The organism is Thalassolituus maritimus (genome assembly GCF_900156675.1).
Lineage (GTDB): Bacteria > Pseudomonadota > Gammaproteobacteria > Pseudomonadales > Oceanobacteraceae > Thalassolituus > Thalassolituus maritimus.
Genome location: NZ_FTOH01000003.1, coordinates 158,967 through 181,068 on the forward strand (window position 1 = coordinate 158,967; position 22,102 = coordinate 181,068).

Genomic DNA, 22,102 nt, shown 5'->3' on the forward strand with positions numbered 1-22,102 from the left:
GATTGTATCCATAATTCCAACGAACAAACTGATTACTGTAAGGAACAATGAATAACCAGAAGTAAAACCCAGAGTCCAGATAACAAAAAAGCCCCAGGCCTTTCGGCGTGGGGCGAGTCCTAAAGTTCGCTTTTCAGCATTGGACCAACAGCTTACTTGGGAATCCGGCTTGCGCCGGTGTGCTCACGCCACGGCTTCACCGTGGGCCTGAACCTGGTTGCGGGCAGCGAACGCCGCCACTTCGCCAACGATTATCAGGGCAGGGCCTGCGCCGGAATATCGCTCAGCTAAAAAAGGCAGATCCATCAGTACACCCGTGTGTACTTCCTGATCTGGTAATGTTCCATTCGCAATCAGAGCGACAGGGGTAGAATCTGACAGCCCCTCACTTAGCAGGCTTGCGGTAATCATCCCAGCCTGTTTAACGCCCATATAAAATACGCGGGTAGGGCTCTGGCTTTTCTGATACTCACCGAATTGACTATGGCCGCTATCCAGCATCAGGGCATTGCCGTATTGGCGGTGAGTCAGTGGTATTTTGGCGGCGGCGGCACAGCCGCCGGCGGCGGTAATTCCGGGAACAATATCAACTTCGATACCGTGCTTCTGAAGATATTCCAGTTCTTCACCACCCCGACCAAAAATAAACGGATCACCACCTTTGAGGCGGACGACACGGGCATATTTTCGAGCGCTGGTGAGCAGAAGTTTCTGAATATCGACTTGAGTCATTTTGTGCGCACCGCAGCGCTTTCCGACATGAATCCGCGTACACTTCTGCGGCAGCATATCGAGGATTTCATCAGAAATAAGACTGTCGTATAGCACAATGTCTGCCTGACTGATCACTCTCATTGCCTTGATGGTCAGCAGCTCAGGATCACCGGGACCACCGCCAACGAGCCAGACTTTACCGGGTTGCTTCTGTGTATTTTTCATTGTCTTACTCCACAGCCTCTGCGGGCTGGTATTTCGCAATAAGAGATTTCAGCTCTGGTATACAGGAGCCGCAGTTCGTGCCGCATTTGAGCTGACCGCCCAGTTCATCTGCACTGGTACAGCCATCGGCAATCGCTTTGTTAATCGTATTTTCACCGACCTGAAAACAGGAGCATATGATGGCTCCTTTATCTTCTACTTTGCCTAGAGGGCGCCCGGCAAGAATGGCCCGGCGGTCTTGCATTGACAGCTCTTTCTGACCAAACGTGTCGATCAACCACTGTCGACTGCTGAAGTCATAATTCTGGTGAATAAAAAGAACCGCTTTGAGTTGGTTACCTTCTACCAGGCACAGGCGATAGTGCAGGTTCGCGGGGTCACTGAACATCACCCAGTTGTCGGACTCAAACTGGTTTCTGACTGAGCTGATGAATCCAACCGGATCGCTTTGCCCACTAATTTCGTACATGTGGCCAGTATCAGTAACGTTGTAAACCCAGTAGTCAGTATCAAGGCTGCCCAGGTCTTTATTCGTCAGTAGAAAGCCTTCCCACTCGGTTGGAAATATAGTCGCTTCAACAGCAGTGATCTTAAGGGCAGGCTGACCAGAAATTGGATCATGATCTTTGTTGATCAATGCACCCATGCGGGCTTTGCTGGCGTAGCGACTGGTCCAGTGCATGGGAACAAAAACTTCGCCCTTACGCTGCGCCATATCACTGCGGACATGAGCGCGTACGATAATCTCTCCGAGGTTACTCCAGAGTCTGACCAGCTTGTTGTCCCTGATGCCGAGACGCATCGCATCTTCAGGGTGAAAGTCCGCATAAGGTTCAGCAATGTGTCGGGCCAGAACCGGCGCTTTCGCTGTTCTGGTCATCGTATGCCAGTGATCACGTACGCGCCCCGTATTCATAGTCAGCCCTGTTTCTGATGTCACGGGTGGCCTGGCATCGACAGGAATGAATTTGGCTTTTCCTGATTCAGTATAAAAACGTCCGTCGTCGTAAAACCTTGCACGGCCAGAAGGGTAGTTATCATTAACCGGCCATTGAATCGGAGCGAGTGCATCGTATTGTTCGCGGCTTAAATTGGTCAGGCCGCTGAGGTCAAAGTCCCGCGTGCCTTTGTTCTCAAACATGGAAAGCCGCGCGTGCTCGTCAAAAATATCGGCCGGATGCTCGTACGGAAATTCTTTCTCGAAACCCAGTCGACGCGCAATCTGAGTAATTATCCACCAGTCAGGGCGTGCTTCACCCGGAGGTGGGAGGAAGCCTCTTTGACGCGATATACGACGCTCAGAGTTTGTGACGGTACCGTTTTTCTCCCCCCAACTTGCTGCTGGAAGAAGTACGTGAGCAGCTGCGGTTGTGTCGGTATTTGCCATGCAGTCCGACACGACGACCAGCTCACAGTGTTTCATTGCTTCTTTAACATCATCAGCGTCTGGCATGCTGACCAGCGGATTAGTTGACATAACCCACAGAAACTTTATTTTGCCGCTTTTGACTTCGTTGAACAGATCGACCGCTTTTAAGCCCGGCTTTTCTGCAATACGAGGCGACTGCCAGAAACGTCGTACGCGGTCCCTGTCAGCAGGCGAGAAGTCCATGTGAGCCGCAAGCTGGTTGGCCAGCCCTCCGACTTCCCGCCCACCCATTGCATTCGGCTGCCCTGTAATTGAGAACGGGCAGGCACCCGGCTTACCAATACGACCGGTGGCGAGGTGAAGGTTGATAATGCTATTTGCTTTGTCAGTGCCGTCGACGCTCTGATTAACCCCTTGGGAGTAAAAGGTTACGGTCTTAGGAGTATCGCGGAACCAGGCAAAGAAGGTTTCCAGGTCCTGCTGTTCCACATCTGTAATGTCTGCAAGCTGGCTGAAGTCTTCGGCAGCCGTTGAGGCTGCTTCGAGTGCTGCATCTATGTTCTCAGAACACTGTTCGATAAAGTCTTTATCGAGTGCATTTTGCTGGTGAAGGTAGGTCAGCAGCGCATTAAATAGCGAAGTATCGCTACCGGGTTTAATCGCAAGGTGCAGATCGGCAATATCACAGGTTGCTGTTTTACGAGGGTCGATTACAACAACTTTCATATCAGGACGAGCTTTCTTCGCCGCAGCCATACGTTGGAACAGGATAGGGTGGGCCCATGCGGCATTGCTTCCTGTGATGACCAGAAGGTCTGCCTGTTCCAGATCTTCGTAGCAGCCCGGAACCGTATCGCTGCCGATAGACCGCTTATAAGAAGCAACGGCCGACGCCATGCAAAGGCGGGAGTTTGTATCCATATTTGCGCTGCCAATAAAGCCCTTCATCAGCTTGTTGGCAACGTAGTAATCTTCAGTCAACAGTTGGCCGGAACCGTAGAAAGCAACGGCCTCAGGTCCATGGGTAGAAATCACCTGACGGATTTTATCTGCCACCAGGTTCAGAGCTGTGTCCCAGTCTGTAGCCTGTCCGTTCATTGTAGGGTGGAGCAAGCGGTCGGTGTGACTCAGCGTGTCATGCAGTGCGGAGCCTTTAACACACAGGCGTCCGAAATTAGCAGGGTGCGACTTCATGCCGGCAACGGGAGCGATAGCCTCCTGGCTGCCGGAGATATCCACGCCACAGCCTACTCCACAGTAGGGGCATGTTGTCTGAACCTGTAATTTTTCATGACTCATAGGGGTATCCCATTACTGGACCTGATCCATCTCAGGTCTTTTCCGAGCAAAAAAAACGCCCGCGGAGTTACCCGCGAGCGCCAATGCTCATAAACACAACACAAAACGACGACACCAACGCTGGTGTCTGGACCGCTGAATCTGGCTCCCTGCCAATGCACAAGGTCTTGATTATTACTTAACAAAAAGGGTGCCAAGTCTGGTTCACGCTTCGGATATAAGTACTGCGTCACCCCGTAAGGCCCATTGTAACTGACCCTCAAAAGGTGAAGGTGACCTTGATAGCGACTGTATGATCCGACTGCCCCTGACTACTTCTTGAGCATATATGACGATGACTGCCTTGTTGGGGTGCAACGAAACTGTAATAAGCACTTTTCTGGTGCGCAATCCTCCATGGGATCTTAATCCCGACGATCAGGGAAGCGCTGAAAACCAGACAGGGCGTAGTACTGCAATCTATAACTTTGTTTAACCATGGCTTGGCATCCAAATTGCTATAGCCTATTCGATACTGTTTGCTGCAACGGCGTAGCGACTAAGTAGAGCAACGATGCACTTATTTAAGGAGACAAGAAGAATGTCTAAATAAGAGAGAGTCATCGCCATGAGTAAGAAGCGCATCATAGTTGTTGGTAACGGTATGGTTGGCCACAACTTCCTCGCCACTATGGCCGAATCTGATCACGCCTCAGAATTCGAATTAATTACCTTTTCAGAAGAACCTCGCCTCGCTTACGACCGTGTACAGCTGAGCAAATATTTTTCAGGCGCAACCGCAGCTGATCTCGCACTCACGACAGAATCTGAGTACGACGACTCCGGTATTACCTATTTAAAAAATGAAAAAGTCGTTGAAATTGATGCTGACAATAAAACAATAACGACCTCAACCGGTCGTATTGAAGGCTACGATAAACTCGTTCTGGCCACTGGTTCCTACCCATTTGTTCCACCGATTCTGGGTAAAGATCAGGAACACTGCCTTGTTTATCGTACGATTGAAGATCTTGAAGCAATTTCTGCGTCCGCTGAAGTATCCAAAACTGGTGTTGTTGTTGGTGGTGGTCTGCTTGGCCTCGAGGCAGCAAATGCACTTAAAGAAGCCGGCCTTGATACACACGTTGTTGAATTCGCTCCACGCTTAATGGCCGTGCAGCTCGATGAAGGCGGCGGTAACCTGCTGCGTCATAAAATCGAGTCGCTGGGTGTGTCAGTACACACTGAGAAAAACACCAAAGAAATTGTTGCCGGTGAAGAATGTCGCTATCGCATGAACTTTGCAGATGGCTCGCATCTTGAAACTGACATGATTCTTTTCTCAGCGGGTATTCGCCCTCAGGATGAACTTGCCCGTCAATTTGGAATTGATGTTGGTGAGCGTGGCGGCATCGTTATCAACGATTATTGCCAGACCTCTGTAGAAGATATTTATGCCATAGGTGAATGCGCGCTTTGGGATAGCAAAATTTTCGGCCTTGTTGCTCCTGGTTATCAGATGGCCAAGGTAACTGCTGCGCATATCACCGATACCCTGATTAACCTGAAAACCCCAGAGCTGGCCTTTAAAGGCGCTGACATGAGCACCAAGCTTAAGCTGCTGGGCGTTGATGTCGCCTCGATAGGTGATGCGCATGGTCACACAGCGGGTTCTCAGTCGTTTGTGTTCAGCGATGATATTGAAGAAGTCTATAAGCGCCTTATCGTATCGGCAGATGGCAAGAAGCTGTTGGGTGCAGTGTTGGTGGGTGAGACTGATTCATACGGTACTCTGCTGCAACTGATGCTCAACGATATGGATATCCCGGGTAATCCAGCTGCCTTGATCTTACCTGCATTGGGTGACGAGGCTCCGGCTGGTCTTGGTGTTACTGCATTACCTGATACGGCTCAGATCTGTTCATGCTACGACGTATCAAAGGGCGACATTGCTGCTGCGGTACAAGGTGGCTGCTGCACCATGGGAGACATTAAAGGTGCGACCAAAGCGACCTCGGGTTGTGGTGGTTGTGCTGCTCTGACTAAGCAGGTAATGGATGCCGAACTGGAAGCTCTGGGTGTAGAGGTAAATAATGATCTGTGCGAACACTTTGCCTACACCCGTGCTGAGCTGGCAGACATTATTCGTGTAAAAGGCTATGCCACCTTTAAAGATGTATTACAGGGGCATGGTAAGGGACACGGCTGTGAAATCTGTAAGCCGACCATTGGCTCTATTCTGGCTTCTTACAAGAACGAGTATGTCCTGAAAGATGATCTGATGCCGCTGCAGGATACCAACGATATTTTCCTCGGCAATATGCAGAAAGATGGTACTTACTCAGTAGTACCGCGCGTACCGGGTGGTGAGATTACTCCCGATAAACTGATTGCCATTGGTGAGGTCGCTAAAGAGTTTGACCTCTATACGAAAATCACGGGTGGTCAGCGAATCGACTTATTTGGTGCACAACTGCATGAGCTGCCAAAGATCTGGGAAAAGCTGATTGCCGCTGGTCTCGAAACAGGGCATGCCTACGGTAAAGCGCTTCGTACCGTGAAGTCGTGCGTAGGAAGCACCTGGTGTCGTTATGGTGTTCTTGATTCTGTCTCTATGGCTGTCGCTCTTGAACATCGCTACAAAGGGCTTCGTGCACCGCACAAAATTAAGTTCGGTGTTTCCGGGTGTACTCGCGAATGTGCCGAAGCACAATCAAAGGATATCGGTGTAATTGCAACCGAGAGTGGCTGGAACCTGTACGTCTGTGGTAACGGCGGTATGCGTCCTCGCCATGCTGATCTGTTTGCAACAGATCTGGACGATGAAACGTTGATCAAATACATCGACCGTGTGCTCATGTTTTATGTTCGTACAGCGGATCGCCTGCAACGTACCTCTGTATGGCTTGAGAACCTTGAAGGTGGTCTCGATTATCTGCGTGAAGTGGTTATCGATGACAAGCTGGATATCTGTGGCGAGCTTGAAAATGACATGACTCGTGTCGTGGGTACTTACCAGTGTGAATGGAAAACTACCGTTGAATCTCCTGAGAAACTCAAACGCTTCAGTCACTTTATTAATGCCGCAGAAGAAGATAACAACCTTCTCTATGTGCGTGAACGCGGACAGCGACGCCCGGCGACTGATAACGAGCGAATCGAACTGGTTGAGTTAACGGCAGAGAAGCACTGATCTCTGGCAGACCTTAATAGAATTAAAGCATGCAGCACCGGCTGCATGCAGGAGAAAAATGATGACTGATTGGACAACTGTTTGTTCTCTTGAAGATCTTGTTCCTGACACGGGTGTATGTGCACTGGTTGAAGGAAAGCAGGTTGCGGTATTCCGCTTTGGTGATGGCGAGACTGTATACGCCATAAGTAACTATGATCCGTTTGGGAAGGCGAACGTACTTTCACGCGGTATTCTGGGCTCAATAGGCGAGCGGCCTGTGGTGGCGTCTCCGCTTTATAAGCAGCACTTTGATCTTACTAGTGGCGAGTGCCTGGAAGATGATGCGGTGAAACTGGAGCACTTCCCAGTGCGCATTGAAAACGGAATTGTTCAGGTGAGCTCAGCCGCGTAAGCGGCCCTCACTCTGATCAGATTGCTTATATATCGTTACTAAGGCCATTTATGACCTCTGAAAAATTTAATGTTTTCTCGTTCAGCGGGAAAATGAAAATATTACACCTCAGCTGGATCGCGTTTTTCATTACTTTTGTCGTCTGGTTTAACCATGCGCCTTTGTTGATGGCAATTGCAGACAGCTTGGGCCTCACTCCGTCTGAAATTAAGACGTTGTTGATTCTTAATGTTGCGCTGACGATACCAGCGCGCGTTGTTATCGGTATGCTCACAGACCGGTTTGGGCCACGGATTGTGTATTCATCCTTGCTGGCAGTGTGCGCAATTCCCTGCTTTATGTTCGCGTTTGCCGATAGTTTTGTGCAAGCTGCTGTAGCTCGTTTCATGTTGGGCTTTATTGGTGCTGGCTTTGTCATCGGCATTCGTATGGTGAGCGAATGGTTTCCTGCGAATGAACTGGGTACAGCCGAAGGTATTTACGGCGGTTGGGGCAACTTCGGTTCTGCAGCAGCAGCCTTCAGCTTGCCCGCCGTAGCCTTATGGTTCGGTGGTGAAGACGGCTGGCGCTATGCCATCGCAGTAACGGGGGCGATGAGCCTGCTGTTCAGTGTCGTGTACTACATGAACGTTTCTGATACGCCGAAAGGGTCGACGTACTTCAAACCGAAAAATATTGGCGCGATGGAAGTAACCAGCAAAGGAGATTTTTTCTTCTTGCTGATCATGAAAGTACCCATGTATGCCGCACTCGCATTACTGACCTGGAAGCTGTCGCCGAACGGTGTATCACTGCTCAGTGAGACTACGGCCTTACTGTGTTATGTAGGCCTGGCATTGTTGTTTGTCTATGAAGTATCGCATGTCTGGAAGGTGAACAAAGAAATTTTTGAAAAGCCAGTGCCAGAAATACACCAGTACAAGTTTAAACAGGTTGCTGTTCTCAATGTACTCTACTTCGCAACCTTCGGTTCTGAACTGGCGGTTGTTTCTATGCTGCCACTTTTCTTTGCTGAAACTTTCACCCTGGACCCTGTTATGGCCGGTATGGTTGCGTCGGCTTACGCCTTCATGAATCTTATGTCCCGTCCGGGCGGCGGCTGGTTGTCTGATAAGTTCGGACGTAAGTCGACCTTGTTGATTCTGACAGCGGGTCTGGCTGTGGGTTATTTTATAATGTCTCTGGTTGATAGCAGCTGGCCACTCTGGCTCGCAGTTGTTGCAGCTATGGCATGCTCGTTCTTTGTTCAGTCTGGCGAAGGTGCAGTATTCGCTGCAGTGCCTCTGATCAAGCGTCGTCTGACTGGTCAGATTGCGGGTATGACTGGAGCCTACGGCAACGTGGGTGCTGTTACTTATCTGACAGTGCTGTCGTTCGTCGATTATTCTGTCTTCTTTATGGTAATCGCGGCGACCGCCGTAGTAGGCTTTATTACTCTTCTGTTCATGGAAGAACCGAAAGGTCACATTGCTGAAGTCCGTGAAGACGGATCGGTTGAGATGATCAGTGTAAACTGATCAGGCTCGGTTCAGTAAAAAAGTGGCTCCGGCCACTTTTTTTATGGGAGAAAGAAAATGACGTCGCCAGGCAACGAACGTAACCTCGAAGTGACATTCGGTGGTTTCAGCTCTGCTGGAAATAAGTCAGAAAATCAGGACGCCTTCGCCGCCTGGCAGCCATCGTCAAACAGCGCCCGTTATAAGGGCATTGCCTGCTGTATCGCAGATGGAGTGAGTTGCAGTGACAACGCTCAGCAGGCGAGTACAACCAGCGTTACCCACTTCCTTAATGACTATTACAGTACGCCAGACAGCTGGGACGTAAAAACCGCAGCCGGAAAAGTACTCAGTTCATTGAATGCCTGGTTATACCACCATGGACAGCAGGCTAGCGCACGGCATAATTCTCTGGTGACCACTCTCAGTTCAGTCGTACTTAAATCGAGTACCTTGCACGTCTTTCATGTAGGGGACTCACGCGTGTACCGATTACGGAACGGTTCTCTGGAGTGCCTGACCCGTGATCATACTCATCAGCATGGTAATGGGCAGGATTACCTCAGCCGTGCAATGGGGATGGATACGCACCTAGAGGTTGATTACCTGAATCAATCGTTGGAAAGCAGCGATGTACTCCTGATGACGACAGATGGCGTACATGGTTTTCTTACTGATAAGCGGATGCGCGATATTCTGATTAAGGAACTGAAGCCGCAGAGTACACAAACTCATTTTGAGCGGTGCGCAGAAACATTGGTAAATCAGGCATTGGATAACGGCAGTAATGACAATCTGACTGCCATGATTATTCGTGTCGAGGCTCTACCTGAGAAGAATATTGAAGAAACTCACCGAGTATTAACGGAGCGTGTCATACCCCCGGTGCTCAACGTAGGTGATTGCATTGATCACTATGAAGTCGAGCAGGTTTTGTATGCGGGCACCCGCAGTCACTTGTATCGCGTGCTTAATCGCCGTGATCATAGGCGCTATGTGCTGAAAGCACCGTCTCTGAATTTTGAAGAGGATCTGGTCTACCTCGAAGGCTTTGTGCGTGAGCAATGGGTAGGCGCTCGGGTAGATCACGCGAACGTTATGAAAATTCTTCCGCCCGAACCTCACGCACGGTTTATGTATCATATCTGTGAGTTGATTGAAGGAGAATCTCTGCGACAGTGGATGAATGATCACCCTCAACCAGAACTGAGTAGTGTACGGAATATCGTCGAACAGATAGTGATGGCGCTTCGTGCATTCCAGCGTATGGGAATGGTACACCGTGACCTGAAACCAGAGAATGTCATGGTCACTACGCAAGGGCAGGTCAAGCTGATTGACTTTGGCACGGTTCAGGTGAAAGGCCTTGCCGAAGTTACCAGTCCGGTAGAGGAAGATTGCCCGGTAGGGTCGGTAAACTATATTGCACCTGAGTACGTCATGTATGGTGTGGCAACAACTCAGAGTGACTTATTTTCTCTGGGCGTCATGGTGTATGAGATGCTTAGTGGAGAGCAGCCCTTCCAGATGTCTCACATACACAGAAGGGGTGCTCGCTCTGTGTCTGAATGGAAATATCAGCCTTTACGTGACGTTCGCTCTGATATTCCTTTATGGCTGGATCTCGCTATAGAAAAATCCTGCCATCCTGATATTCATGCCAGACACACTGCCTTGTCAGAGTTCTGGACGGATCTGACAAAACCAAATGATGCACTGGTCAGTGCCTACTCTGGAAAGCCCCTGATAGAGCGCCATGCTGATAAGGTGTGGCCGACAATATCTGCGGTTCTTTTGCTGGTGGTTATACTTCAGTCGTGGTTGCTATTATCAGAGTAAGAAGGCAACCTGAAGGCAAAACAGCAAGACACAAGGATGAAACAGATGAAGCACGAAAAAATGGATTACGTTGAGTTTGCTGCGCGCGATCTTGAAGCAACCAAAGCATTCTTTTCTCAGGTGTTTCACTGGCAATTTACCGATTATGGTGAGTCTTACACCGCATTCGACTTTCAGGGGCTGATGGGTGGCTTCTATCAGGCAGAGTTAGCATCTGATCCTGCACGAGGTGGGGCGCTACTGGTGTTTTACAGCCGCAATATCGAAAACACCATGAGCAAGGTGACAGCAGCCGGTGGTGAAATCGTCCGGCCCGTATTTGAGTTCCCCGGAGGCAAGCGTTTTCACTTTCGTGAACCCAGCGGTAATGAGTTTGCAGTGTGGTCTGATCATTGATCAGGCCACATCCTCGCAATAGGCTTCGCCAAAAATCAGCATATCCCGAAAATCATTGACGTTTGTCTGTTGTTCCATCAGCTCATAGTACCAGTGGCTGTCGTTGACGTCGCCGATACATAGAGCACCGATCACCTTGTCTTCCTTAAGTATGATTTTTTTATACAGGCCACTTTCCCTATCTTCGAAGGTCAGGGTATCAGCGTGCTCTGGCGCTTCATACTCACCGATGCTATGAATATCTAAACCCGAGACCTTAAGCTTCGTCAGGTGTGAGCGTTCAATATAGTGAGCACTGCCATCTATATTCTTGAGTTGATCAACGACTACACTCGCCTGGTCCCAGATAGGTGCAACTAAACCGTAAGTGTGTCCGGAAAACTCACAGCATTCGCCGAGTGCGAAAATATCGTTAACGGATGTCTGCATTTTCTCGTTGACACAAATTCCACGTTGGACATTTATCCCTGAACTGGCTGCGAGATCTTTGTTCGGCAGGATGCCGGTCGCAAAAATAACCAGTTGAGTATCGCGCTTCTCGAGCGTATCTGCAGTTGCGAACGATACCGCGCGTATACCTGAGTCATTGGCTAATATTTCTTCTGGATTGACTCCGGTGATCACTTCAATCCCTCGTTCCTCCAGGGCCTCTTTGAGAAGATCAGACGCTTTCGCATCCAGCTGGCGATTCATTAAAACAGGGTTACGGTGAATCAGTGTGACATCCACTCCACGGAGTTTCAGTCCGACGGCAGCTTCTACGCCCAGTAAGCCAGCGCCTATCACGGTGGCATGTTTCAGGCCGGTAAGCTTTTCCTCCATGGTATCCACATCACTCATGGTACGGAAACCGATGACATCCGGGTGGTCTGCGCCTTTGATAGGAGGTATAAATGAGCGGCTGCCAGTGGCGAATACCAACTTGCTATAAGGGTAGCTACGGCCGGTTTCGGTGGTCACCGTCTTCTTTGCTGTATCAACCTTAGTGGCACAATCACCTAGCTGAATTGCTATCCGGTGGTTGGAATACCATGCGTCACTGTGGGGTGTAATGTCTTCCAGGGTCGTTTCTTTGGCAAGGAGAGGTGAGAGCATGATGCGATTGTAGTGGGAGATTTTTTCATCGCCGAGCACAATTATCCGGTCGTATGGATGATCATCGGCAAGGCCCTCCAGTATGCGGTTAGCCGCCATACCGTTACCGATAATTACCAGTTGGTTTTCCACTTTCTTGTCTTCGATCTTCACTCGATTCTCCACAATTTTTTAGAACAGAATAAACGAAAACAGCGGCCATTGGCCGCTGAGTTTCGTCGCGGGGTATCAGAACTTAGCCTGAACCCATGCCCACATCTTAGTGGTGTCTGCACCGGTATCTCCTGCAGAGTAGAATGCCGCTTTGGCACCTACAGTGAAGGTATCATCCAGCTTTTTGACTGCCAGCAGATCAAGTTCGCTACCCAGATCAGCGCTTCCTTCAACTGCATCAAACTTGTGGTAAAAACCGACCAGCTTGATACCCGCAGTTTTGCCAGCAGCTTTTACATAGGTATCGCTCAAGCCAGAATCGGGTGTACCAAGGAACTTATCAGCCCACCCATTGAACTTGTGGTTGGTGCCATACGGGAACATGAAGCCATATTCACCATCATCACTGCCCAGAGTTTCGTTACCCAGTGCCAGTGTAACGCCTGAAACTACCGCACCACCTTCAAGGGCAAAATAGGTAGCGTCATTGTCGTCAGTGCTCTGAGTCGCTACAGTACCTGAGTAAATGATTTTAATATCATCAGCCATGCTGCTGCCGCTGTACTTGGCACCGTAGGTGTCCAGTTTTGCTTCCGTATCATCGTTCTCCAAAAGGTAGGCAAAGGCACTTACCTTGCCTGTACCAAGGGTATAGCCAAGGTTGAACAAGATATCAGACTGATCCTGCGCGGTTCCATTCAGGAAGTTTCGCTGATCAACAAAACCAAGGAAGACCTTGATATCATCTTTCGTAAATGTCGCGGTTGCTGCATCGTACGTCACTTCGTTCGCACGCCAGCCGACATTACCTACGAATCGAGCATCATCAAGAATAATACGCTGACGACCAACAACAGCACCAAAGCCATCTTTGCTATAACTGACCTGTGCGCGGTTCCACTCTCGTGTCTCTGGGTCCATAACCGTGTCGTAGTCAGTATCTTCTGGTGCATACTCATCGATAATTGGCTGAACAATCTCGTACTCTACCAGAGCTTTGAAACCCTCGTAGTCCTTGGTTTCGAAACCGATGGCTGCATCCGTAATGAGCGCAGTTGCTGCATCAGCACCGCCTTCAGTGTCGTTTGACTCATAACGAACTTTTACATCAGCATAGGCATTGCCATATTCAGTTTCATACGCAGATGCACCCAGTGTGGCAGTCCCCAATGCGATCGCCAGTAACGTTTTCTTAGCTTGCATGGCATTCTCCTTTTAATTCGAAGCCTTTTTATCAATAGAGGTTAAGCAACTTCACCGGTCTTTTTGTCGACCTTTTCTTCATTACTATCGTCGGAGTCGGCAGCCTTCTTAGCGGGCGCATCTGTATCCGGCTTTCTCTGTTTTTCATACAGGAAACTCAGAACCTGCTGACGGTACTTGTTGTATTGCGGGTCGTCGGCAAGTTGAATTCGGTTACGTGGGCGTTCAAGTTCTACGTCCATAATTTCGCCTATGGTCGCGGACGGACCATTGGTCATCATCACAATACGATCCGAAAGCAATACTGCCTCGTCGACATCGTGGGTAATCATGATGACGGTGTTGTTCAGGTCTTTCTGAATTTCCATCAGAGAGTCCTGCAGGTGAGCGCGTGTCAGGGCATCAAGTGCGCCGAACGGCTCGTCCATTAACAGAACCTGCGGCTCCATCGACAGGGCTCGCGCAATACCAACGCGCTGTTTCATACCACCGGAGATTTCATCCGGGCGTTTGTGCATAGCGTGGCTCATGTGAACCAGCTCGAGGTTGTGCTCAATCCATTCACGCATTTCTGCTTTGGATTTATGACCTTTAAATACGCGCTTTACCGCCAGTTCGACGTTCTGATAGGCGGTGAGCCAGGGCAGGAGAGAGTGGTTCTGGAAGACAACAGCACGCTCAGGGCCTGGTTCATTCACTTCTTTTCCGCTCAGGACGACGCCGCCCTGAGTCGCCTGATACAGACCAGCCACGATATTCAGTACCGTAGACTTACCGCAGCCTGAGTGACCAATCAGCGAAATGAATTCGCCTTTCTTAATTTTCAGGTTCACATTCTGAAGGGCACAGAAAGGACCTTTCGGTGTTGGAAATTCGATACCAACATCTGATAGTTCGAGTAATGGGTTCATAATGAAACTCCTCTGTCCTTTGTGTACTTATCGTGTAGCTGCTGACTTATCCCACGACACTTTGCGCTGAATCATCAGCATGACGCGGTCAAGTAAGAAGCCAATCAAACCAATGGTGATAACGGCGACCATAATCCGGCCTAAGGAGTCAGAAGAGCCGTTCTGGAATTCGTCCCAGACGAATTTTCCAAGGCCTGGATTCTGCGCGAGCATTTCCGCCGCGATCAGTACCATCCAGGCAATACCCAGAGAGAGACGTAGACCGGTAAATACCATAGGGATGGATGAAGGAAGTACGATCTTACGAACGTGTTCCATATAGCTCAGGCGCAAGACCTGTGACACATTCACGAGATCTTTAGGAATAGATGCGACACCCACCGCGGTATTAATTACCGTTGGCCAAAGGCAGCACAGCATGACTGTGATCATGGAAGTCACGAATGATTTCGGCACCATCGGATCGTCTGATACATAGAGAGCAGATACCACCATAGTGACGATAGGGAGCCAGGCTAAAGGTGATACTGGCTTGAAAATCTGGATAACAGGATTGAATGCGCTGTAAAGGTTGGCACTCAGTCCAATAACGATACCGAATGGGATAGCAATCAGTGAGGCCAGGACAAAACCACTTAATACGGTTACCAGGCTGGTCCCAATCTGATCAATGTAGGTTGGTTTACCTGTGTAGTCCCGGGTTTTCGGAACGTAAGTTGGGTCTTGTTTAACGCGGGCAGCGTTACGCTTTTCCTGTCGCTCGTAAAACGCTTCGGCTTTTTCACGTTCAGTGAAGTGTTCAGATAGCAGACCTTTGGTCTGGGTAACAACGTCACCTGGTCCGGGGAACTGCCCCAGAGAGGTATTGATATTACTGGCGGCGGCTTGCCAGATCATCAGAAAAACCAATAAGCCGGCCAGTGGCAGACCAATAGTTTTAATAATCGTCTGGATATTTCCAGAAACATCTTCACCTTTCGCAATACTCACAAAGGGTGAAATCCAGGCAATATTCGACAGCGCAGTAGTCATAAAAACTCCTTCGGTCCGGACCATTGAGTCCGTTGACCCTTTTTAATGGGTGGGTGAGGAAAGCCTCACCCACTTTGTTGCATCCGATCGGATATTCAGATCAGATTTTCTCGGCGCCTTTCAGGCCGATTTCGAACTTCTTGAGGTACTCATTAGGCTTGCTACCGTCGTATACGATATTGTCGATGAAGCCTTTCTGAGCGGGTTTGAAGCCGGTTTCTGTTGCGAAATCCGGAAAGTCTTTCGCATCAAGCTTGCCTTCTTTGATCAGCTCTTTGGCTGCAGAAGCGTAGATATCTGGGCGATAAACTTTCTTCGCTGTTTCCATGAACCAGTCATCTGATTTTTCTTCAGAAATCTGACCCCAGCGACGCATTTGAGTGAGGTACCAGATGGCATCCGAGTAGTATGGGTAGGTTGCGTTGTAACGGAAGAACACGTTGAAGTCCGGTACTTCGCGCTTATCGCCTTTCTCGTATTCGAAGGTGCCTGTCATTGAGTTAGCAATAACGTCATAGTCAGCGCCTACGTACTGGGATTTAGACAGAATTTTTACTGCTTCAGGGCGGTTCGCGTTGTTATCAGCATCCAGCCAGGCTGCTGCACGAATCATCGCCTTAACAACTTTCTTATGAGTGATTGGGTATTTGTCTGCCCACTCTTTGCTTACACCAAACACTTTTTCTGGGTTGTTTTTCCAGATTTCGTAGTCGGTAATAACGGGTACACCAATGCCTTTAAATACGGCTTGCTGGTTCCATGGTTCACCTACGCAGTAACCGTAAATGGTGCCGGCTTCCATCGTTGCAGGCATTTGCGGTGGTGGAGTTACAGAAAGCAGCGCATCGGCATCAATCTGACCCGAGGTATCACCCTTATGCGGTGCGTAGTAGCCAGGGTGAATACCGCCCGCAGCCAACCAGTAACGCAGTTCATAGTTGTGTGTTGAAACCGGGAATACCATGCCCATGTTGAATGGCTTACCGTCGGCTTTATATTTCTCAACGACTGGTTTAAGTGCATCTGCTTTAATCGGGTGAACTGGCTTGCCATTTTCGTGCGGGATATGTTCTTTCATCTGGCTCCAGATATCGTTTGATACCGTGATGCCATTACCGTTGAGGTCCATGCTGAAAGCAGTGATGATGTGTGCCTGTGTACCGAAGCCAATGGTTGCGCCTAGCGGCTGACCTGCCAGCATGTGGGCACCGTCGAGCTGACCATCGATAACTCGGTCAAGCAGGACTTTCCAGTTGGCCTGTGCTTCGAGGGTGACGTACAGACCTTCTTCTTCGAAGTAGCCCTTTTCATAGGCAACTGCCAGAGGAGCCATGTCGGTCAGCTTGATAAAGCCAAATTTCAGCTCTTCTTTTTCTGCCCATTCTTCGGCAGATGCCAGAGGCGCTGACATGGTTGCCATACCTGCGGCCAATACCAGTGCGCTTTTCACAAACGTGCGGCGCAGAGTTTTGATTCCTCGCATTTCCTTCCCCTTTTTAAAGCAACAAAAAAAGGCGCTACGACAGCACTGCTATGAGCAGGAGTCGAAAGCGCCTTTGCTTTGTAAATCTTGATTTGAAAATTGCGAACTTCGCCATTGAAGTTCTGGAATGCTTAATACAAACACTGTGCCAATTTTTAATTTACACACCCAAATATATTTACGAGCCCACGATTTATGCGGCTTTCCGGGATTTTAAAAATAAAGTACAGCTAATGTTTAAATCGGAATTGAGAATTGTTATTGAAATGTCGCTTCTACCTCCGGCTTGTTTTGGTGCGGAGCGCTGATGTTTGGTGATACTCTGGTGCAGCTCGTATCGTAATCACTATAACCATTTGTGAAATAAGGAATTTTTATGCTCAACCGCAAGCGCACCGGCCTGATCATTGTGGATGTTCAGGGTAAGTTAGCCCGATTGATGCACGATTCCGAGGCAATGCACGCCTCTCTGAGAACACTGATTTCCGGCATAAAGGCGATTGATCTGCCGATTATCTGGCTTGAGCAGAACCCGGAAAAGCTGGGCGAGACATCACCTGAGTTAACGGAGCTTCTTTCTGGAGAACCCATCTCTAAGTACACCTTCAGTGCGTGTGGTGAACCGCGTTTCGTCGACGCTATTGAAGCGAGTGATGTACATACCTGGCTGGTCGCGGGCATCGAATCGCATATCTGTGTGTATCAGACCGTACGGGATCTGATTGAGCTTGGGCGCAAGGTTGAGGTCGTGACTGACTGCGTTTCATCGCGGACACCGGCAAACCGTCAGCTAGGAATTGATCGCATGCTGGATGCCGGAGCTCGCCCAACCAGCGTCGAAATGTGCCTGTTCGAGCTGGTGGGCAGTTGCAAGGTACCGGAGTTTAAAGCCGTATTGGATCAGATTAAGTAATCTCTACCGTAATATGGGCGAGGCCAGACACCTCGCTCAGCCAGCGCTTCACAGTTTATTACATGTCAGGTGTGAGAAAGCACCAACCATAGAAGCCATAAAGCCGGTGTGCACATTGGCTCTGGGCTCTGATTTTGAGACAATAGCTGACCATACTCCTCGGTCTTTGCGGTTATCCATGAATCAGCCTTCCAGCCAGACGAACAAGCACTTGTTCTCCAACTATCCATACTGGGCAGAGTGCTTTGGCACCGCGCCGTTTCTGCCTATGTCCAGGGAAGAGATGGATCAGCTTGGCTGGGATTCATGTGACGTTATCCTGGTAACCGGGGACGCGTACGTTGATCACCCCAGTTTTGGTATGGCGGTCATGGGGCGGATGCTGGAATCTCAGGGGTTTCGTGTCGGCATCATTGCTCAGCCTGACTGGAACAACCCCGAAGACTTTACCAGGTTAGGTAAGCCGAATTTCTATTTCGGCATCACCGCGGGCAACATGGACTCCATGATTAACCGCTACACGGCCGACCTGAAAGTCCGCTCAGATGATGCCTACACACCGCATGGCGAGCCGGGTAAGCGACCAGATCGCGCGGTGATCGTCTATTCGCAGAAATGCCGGGAAGCGTACAAAGATGTCCCTATCGTGATTGGTGGCATTGAGGCATCCCTTCGCCGAATCGCTCAGTACGACTACTGGACTGATCAGGTACGTCGCTCGGTGTTGATTGATTCTGGTGCAGACATCCTTTTATACGGCAACGCAGAACGCGCGATTGTCGACCTGACGCATGCGTTAGCTCAGGGGCGGGAAGTCAAAGATCTGACCGATCTCCGGGGTACGACCATCGTCCGTGAAGCAACTCCGGAAGGCTGGGCAGAAGTCGACTCCACACGAATCGACTGGCCAGGGCGTATCGACGAGATACCGAATCCCTATGAGATGAAAGATACAGAGACCATGTCCTGTAGTACCAACGGAGACGGGGAAGAACAGGAAGGCAGCGCAGAAGACAATGATGTGATGCCGGTTAAGATTGTGCCTATGCCACTGCATCGAAAGGCGGATCTTGATCCTGAGACAACGGTCATTCGTCTACCGTCCTTCGAGAAAGTCCGTAACGACAGCGCGCTGTATGCGCATGCATCACGGGTGCTTCATCAGGAGTCGAACCCCTATAACGCGCGACCACTGGTGCAGAAACATGGCACACGCGAAATCTGGGTCAATCCGCCACCGATCCCCCTCGAAACCGACGAGATGGACAGCGTGTTCGGCTTCCAGTACCAGCGTGTTCCTCACCCTTCGTATGGTGATGCCAAAATTCCTGCGTACGAAATGATCCGCTTTTCAGTCAATATCATGCGTGGTTGCTTTGGTGGTTGTACCTTCTGCTCAATTACCGAGCACGAGGGGCGGATTATTCAGAGCCGTTCTCAGGAATCTGTGATTAATGAGATTGAAGAAATCCGCGATAAAGTTCCGGGCTTTACCGGTACTATTTCGGATCTCGGCGGCCCGACCGCAAATATGTATCACCTGAACTGTAAGAGCCCAGAAATTCTGAAAAACTGTCGCCGCCTGAGCTGTGTTTTCCCGGGTATCTGCAAAAACCTGAAAACCGACCACAGTGCAACGACTCAGCTTTACCGTGCCGCCCGTGCACTGCCGGGAATCAAGCGTATTGCGATTGCCTCTGGCCTTCGTTACGACCTCGCAGTCAAAGATCCCGAGTACGTTCGTGAACTGGTGACGCACCACGTTGGTGGCTATCTGAAGATCGCGCCTGAGCACACAGAGATGAACGTGCTTAACAAAATGATGAAGCCGGGCATGGGAACATACGATGCCTTTAAGCGCATGTTCGATAAATTCTCGAAAGAGGCGGGTAAAGAGCAGTACCTGATTCCTTACTTTATTGCGGCGCATCCGGGTACTGAAACCAAAGACATGATGAATCTGGCGCTGTGGCTGAAACGCAACAAGTTCCGGGTCGATCAGGTACAGACTTTCTATCCGTCACCAATGGCACTGGCAACCGCCATGTATCATTCCGAGCGTGATCCGTTGCACCGGATGAGCTACAAATCGAAGAAGATGCATATACCTCGCAAGCTTGAGGAGCGTCGTCTGCAAAAGGCTTTCCTTCGTTATCACGATTCAAGAGGCTGGCCTGCCTTGCGTGAGGAGCTGAAACGCATCGGGCGTACCGATCTTATTGGTAGTGGCCCGAATGCATTGATTCCCGCAGAGGATGAAGTACCTTCCAAGCGTCATCAACGCCCGGGTTTCAAACCAAAGGCGGCTGCCGCGAAACGGAAAGGTGGAGCGCCGGCGAGTTCAGCTAAACCCGGTACTGCAAAGAAGGCTGGCCCACGTAAGCGCCGCTGAACTCTGGTGGCTTGCTGACGTCCAACCTGGATATGGACAATATGACACAGCAGTTTACTTCTTACGACGATATGGTCGCGCAGGTTATTGAGACCTGCGGGCCGGACATTCGTCTGGCTACTATTCTGGGGCTAGGCAAACCCAACCGTTTAATCAACGCGCTGTACGATACGGTGAAAGATCGCAGTGATTTATCACTGACTATTTTCACCGCACTTTCTCTTAACCCTCCTGAGCCTGCCTCCGATCTTGAATCCCGATTTCTGACTCCCTTTGTCGAAAGGTTGTATGGCAAGGATTTCCCGCGGCTGAAGTACGCTGACGATATGAAGGCCGGTAAGTTGCCTGGGAACATTCACGTTGAGGAGTTTTACACTCAGCCCGGCAGCTATGTGAAATCCGCGCAAGGGCAACAGAATTACAACAGCCTTAATTACACAGAAGTGGCGGATGCTTTATCGACCAAAGGGATAAACGTTGTTTTTCAGCGAGTATCAGCTAACGACAGTGGAGAATATTCGCTCTCGTCGAATACAGATTTGACACAGGACGTGCTTGATAGAATACAGCAGGCAGGGCAACCCCGACCTTTCTGTGTCGGTGAAGTTGATCACAACCTTCCGTGGGTCGGTGGCAAGGCCGTCATGCCTTCTCAGTTTTTCGACGCTATCGTCAATGTTACAAGTACCAATGACCAGTTGTTTGCTTTGCCTCGTCAGCCGGTCAGTGACAGTGATTTTGCCATAGGCTTTTATGCGTCATTACTGGTAAAAGACGGAGGTACCCTACAGGTGGGGATTGGGGCATTAGCCGATGCCCTTTGCTACGCACTGGTCCTCCGACATACGGACAATGCACTTTATCGTAAGATTATTAACGCGCTGAACCCGGATGTTCTGGCGTCTGATCTGGTGCGGGAGTACGGGGGATACGAGCCTTTCGAAACCGGAGTATACGGTTGTAGCGAAATGGTGAACGAAGGGTTCAGGGTGCTCGTCGAGCAAGGCATTATGAAGCGGCGCGTGGTTGATGACCTGGCTCTGATGCGCAAACTTAATGCTGGGCAACTGTCCGCAGCGGAGCAGGAAACTGTTGAGTCTGAAGGTAAATACCTTCGTGGTGGATTTTATCTTGGCTCGCCGGAGTTTTATCAATGGATTGAAGAACAGGGCGCGCAACCGAATACATTAGAGATGGATCGCATTGGCCGCATTAACTCTGTCACCGGGCCGGACTATGAGCTTGAGGTTGAACAGAGGCGTCATGCGCGATTTATGAATATTTGTATGATGGCAACGCCGCTCGGTGGAGCTGCTTCTGAGACATTGCCTGATGGTCGCGTCGTCTCAGGCGTTGGCGGACAATATAACTTCGTATCCATGGCAGCGGATTTACCCGAAGCGCGTTCAGTGCTGATGTTACATGCTGCTCGCGGCGATAAGCAGGAAAGTAATGTCCGCTGGAACTTATCCAACCTGACGATACCTCGCCATCTTCGCGATATTTATGTGACCGAATACGGCATTGCCGATCTGCGTTTTGCGTCCGACGAAGAATGTATTCAGCGAATGCTCAGCGTATCGGCGTCGGGCTCAGTCACGAGTCTGAAAGAGCAGGCTGTTGCCGCCGGTAAATTGAAGGCTTCTTTTGATATCAGTACGATTAAACAGAAAAATTCACCGGAAATTCTGGGAAAAAGACTCGCAGAGTTTCGTCGCAATGGTAGCCTGATCGACTACCCACTTGGCAGTGACTTTACCCCGGTCGAGCAGAAACTGGTCACAGCCTTGCAGATATTGAGGCGAAGCACGTCGACCACAGCCGGTAAGTTACAGCTGATATATCGAGCCCTGACAACTCAGCTCCCGGATTACGAAGAAGAAGTATCGCGAATGTCGCTCAGTGAGGCTACGTCGCTCAAGGAAAAACTAACCGCCAGGTTGTTACGTTATGCATTATTCTCAATCGAGTAACAACAATATAAATGTCATCTGTGCAATGCATCATTGCATGAAG

General features: G+C 49.8%; 15 protein-coding genes. 8 read left to right on the forward strand and 7 right to left on the reverse strand.

The window, feature by feature from the left end:
• Positions 1–183 precede the first annotated feature (183 nt).
• On the reverse strand, positions 184–939 hold the full coding sequence (gene cobA, locus BW941_RS05685) for a uroporphyrinogen-III C-methyltransferase (protein ID WP_076514676.1): 756 nt from the start codon (positions 937–939) through the stop codon (positions 184–186).
• 4 nt (positions 940–943) lie between these two features.
• Entirely contained in the window at positions 944–3,607 is a 2,664-nt protein-coding gene (locus BW941_RS05690) for a nitrate reductase (protein WP_076514677.1), read from the reverse strand.
• A gap of 607 nt (positions 3,608–4,214) precedes the next feature.
• Here BW941_RS05690 and nirB point away from each other — a divergent pair.
• The 5 genes from nirB to BW941_RS05715 all read left to right on the forward strand — a co-directional run bounded on the left by nirB (position 4,215) and on the right by BW941_RS05715 (position 10,904).
• Entirely contained in the window at positions 4,215–6,779 is a 2,565-nt protein-coding gene (gene nirB / locus BW941_RS05695) for a nitrite reductase large subunit NirB (RefSeq protein ID WP_076514678.1), read from the forward strand.
• A 61-nt stretch (positions 6,780–6,840) separates the two neighbouring features.
• Positions 6,841–7,173 carry a nitrite reductase small subunit NirD gene (nirD, locus tag BW941_RS05700; RefSeq protein WP_076514679.1) on the forward strand — a complete coding sequence of 111 codons (333 nt, stop codon included), beginning with the start codon at positions 6,841–6,843 and terminating at the stop codon, positions 7,171–7,173.
• A 50-nt stretch (positions 7,174–7,223) separates the two neighbouring features.
• Positions 7,224–8,690, forward strand: a complete 1,467-nt coding sequence (locus tag BW941_RS05705; RefSeq protein ID WP_076514680.1) for a NarK family nitrate/nitrite MFS transporter — start codon at positions 7,224–7,226, stop codon at positions 8,688–8,690.
• A 57-nt stretch (positions 8,691–8,747) separates the two neighbouring features.
• Positions 8,748–10,508: a bifunctional protein-serine/threonine kinase/phosphatase gene (locus BW941_RS05710; protein ID WP_076514681.1), complete on the forward strand. Its 1,761-nt coding sequence runs from the start codon at positions 8,748–8,750 to the stop codon at positions 10,506–10,508.
• A gap of 45 nt (positions 10,509–10,553) precedes the next feature.
• Positions 10,554–10,904 (forward strand): VOC family protein, encoded by a 351-nt coding sequence (locus BW941_RS05715; RefSeq protein ID WP_076514682.1) that lies wholly within the window; start codon positions 10,554–10,556, stop codon positions 10,902–10,904.
• Here BW941_RS05715 and BW941_RS05720 read toward each other — a convergent pair whose 3' ends face one another.
• The 5 genes from BW941_RS05720 to BW941_RS05740 all read right to left on the reverse strand — a co-directional run bounded on the left by BW941_RS05720 (position 10,905) and on the right by BW941_RS05740 (position 16,718).
• The gene (locus BW941_RS05720; protein ID WP_076514683.1) at positions 10,905–12,152 is read right to left on the reverse strand and encodes an NAD(P)/FAD-dependent oxidoreductase; all 1,248 of its coding nucleotides are present in this window, start codon (positions 12,150–12,152) and stop codon (positions 10,905–10,907) included.
• 75 nt (positions 12,153–12,227) lie between these two features.
• A complete protein-coding gene (locus tag BW941_RS05725; RefSeq protein WP_076514684.1) occupies positions 12,228–13,355 on the reverse strand; it encodes a hypothetical protein in 1,128 nt (375 codons plus the stop codon).
• Between the two features lie 41 nt (positions 13,356–13,396).
• Positions 13,397–14,266 (reverse strand): ABC transporter ATP-binding protein, encoded by an 870-nt coding sequence (locus BW941_RS05730; RefSeq protein ID WP_076514685.1) that lies wholly within the window; start codon positions 14,264–14,266, stop codon positions 13,397–13,399.
• Positions 14,267–14,293: 27 nt separating this feature from the next.
• A complete protein-coding gene (locus BW941_RS05735) occupies positions 14,294–15,298 on the reverse strand; it encodes an ABC transporter permease (RefSeq protein ID WP_084188676.1) in 1,005 nt (334 codons plus the stop codon).
• 100 nt (positions 15,299–15,398) lie between these two features.
• On the reverse strand, positions 15,399–16,718 hold the full coding sequence (locus BW941_RS05740; protein WP_245820062.1) for a CmpA/NrtA family ABC transporter substrate-binding protein: 1,320 nt from the start codon (positions 16,716–16,718) through the stop codon (positions 15,399–15,401).
• Positions 16,719–17,157: 439 nt separating this feature from the next.
• Between BW941_RS05740 and BW941_RS05750 the strand changes: the two genes are divergently transcribed.
• The 3 genes from BW941_RS05750 to BW941_RS05760 all read left to right on the forward strand — a co-directional run bounded on the left by BW941_RS05750 (position 17,158) and on the right by BW941_RS05760 (position 22,059).
• Entirely contained in the window at positions 17,158–17,694 is a 537-nt protein-coding gene (locus BW941_RS05750) for a hydrolase (RefSeq protein WP_076514688.1), read from the forward strand.
• Positions 17,695–17,872: 178 nt separating this feature from the next.
• Positions 17,873–20,086, forward strand: coding sequence for a YgiQ family radical SAM protein (locus tag BW941_RS05755; protein WP_076514689.1), 2,214 nt, complete (start codon positions 17,873–17,875; stop codon positions 20,084–20,086).
• A gap of 41 nt (positions 20,087–20,127) precedes the next feature.
• Positions 20,128–22,059, forward strand: a complete 1,932-nt coding sequence (locus BW941_RS05760) for an acetyl-CoA hydrolase/transferase C-terminal domain-containing protein (protein ID WP_076514876.1) — start codon at positions 20,128–20,130, stop codon at positions 22,057–22,059.
• Positions 22,060–22,102: the final 43 nt, after the last annotated feature.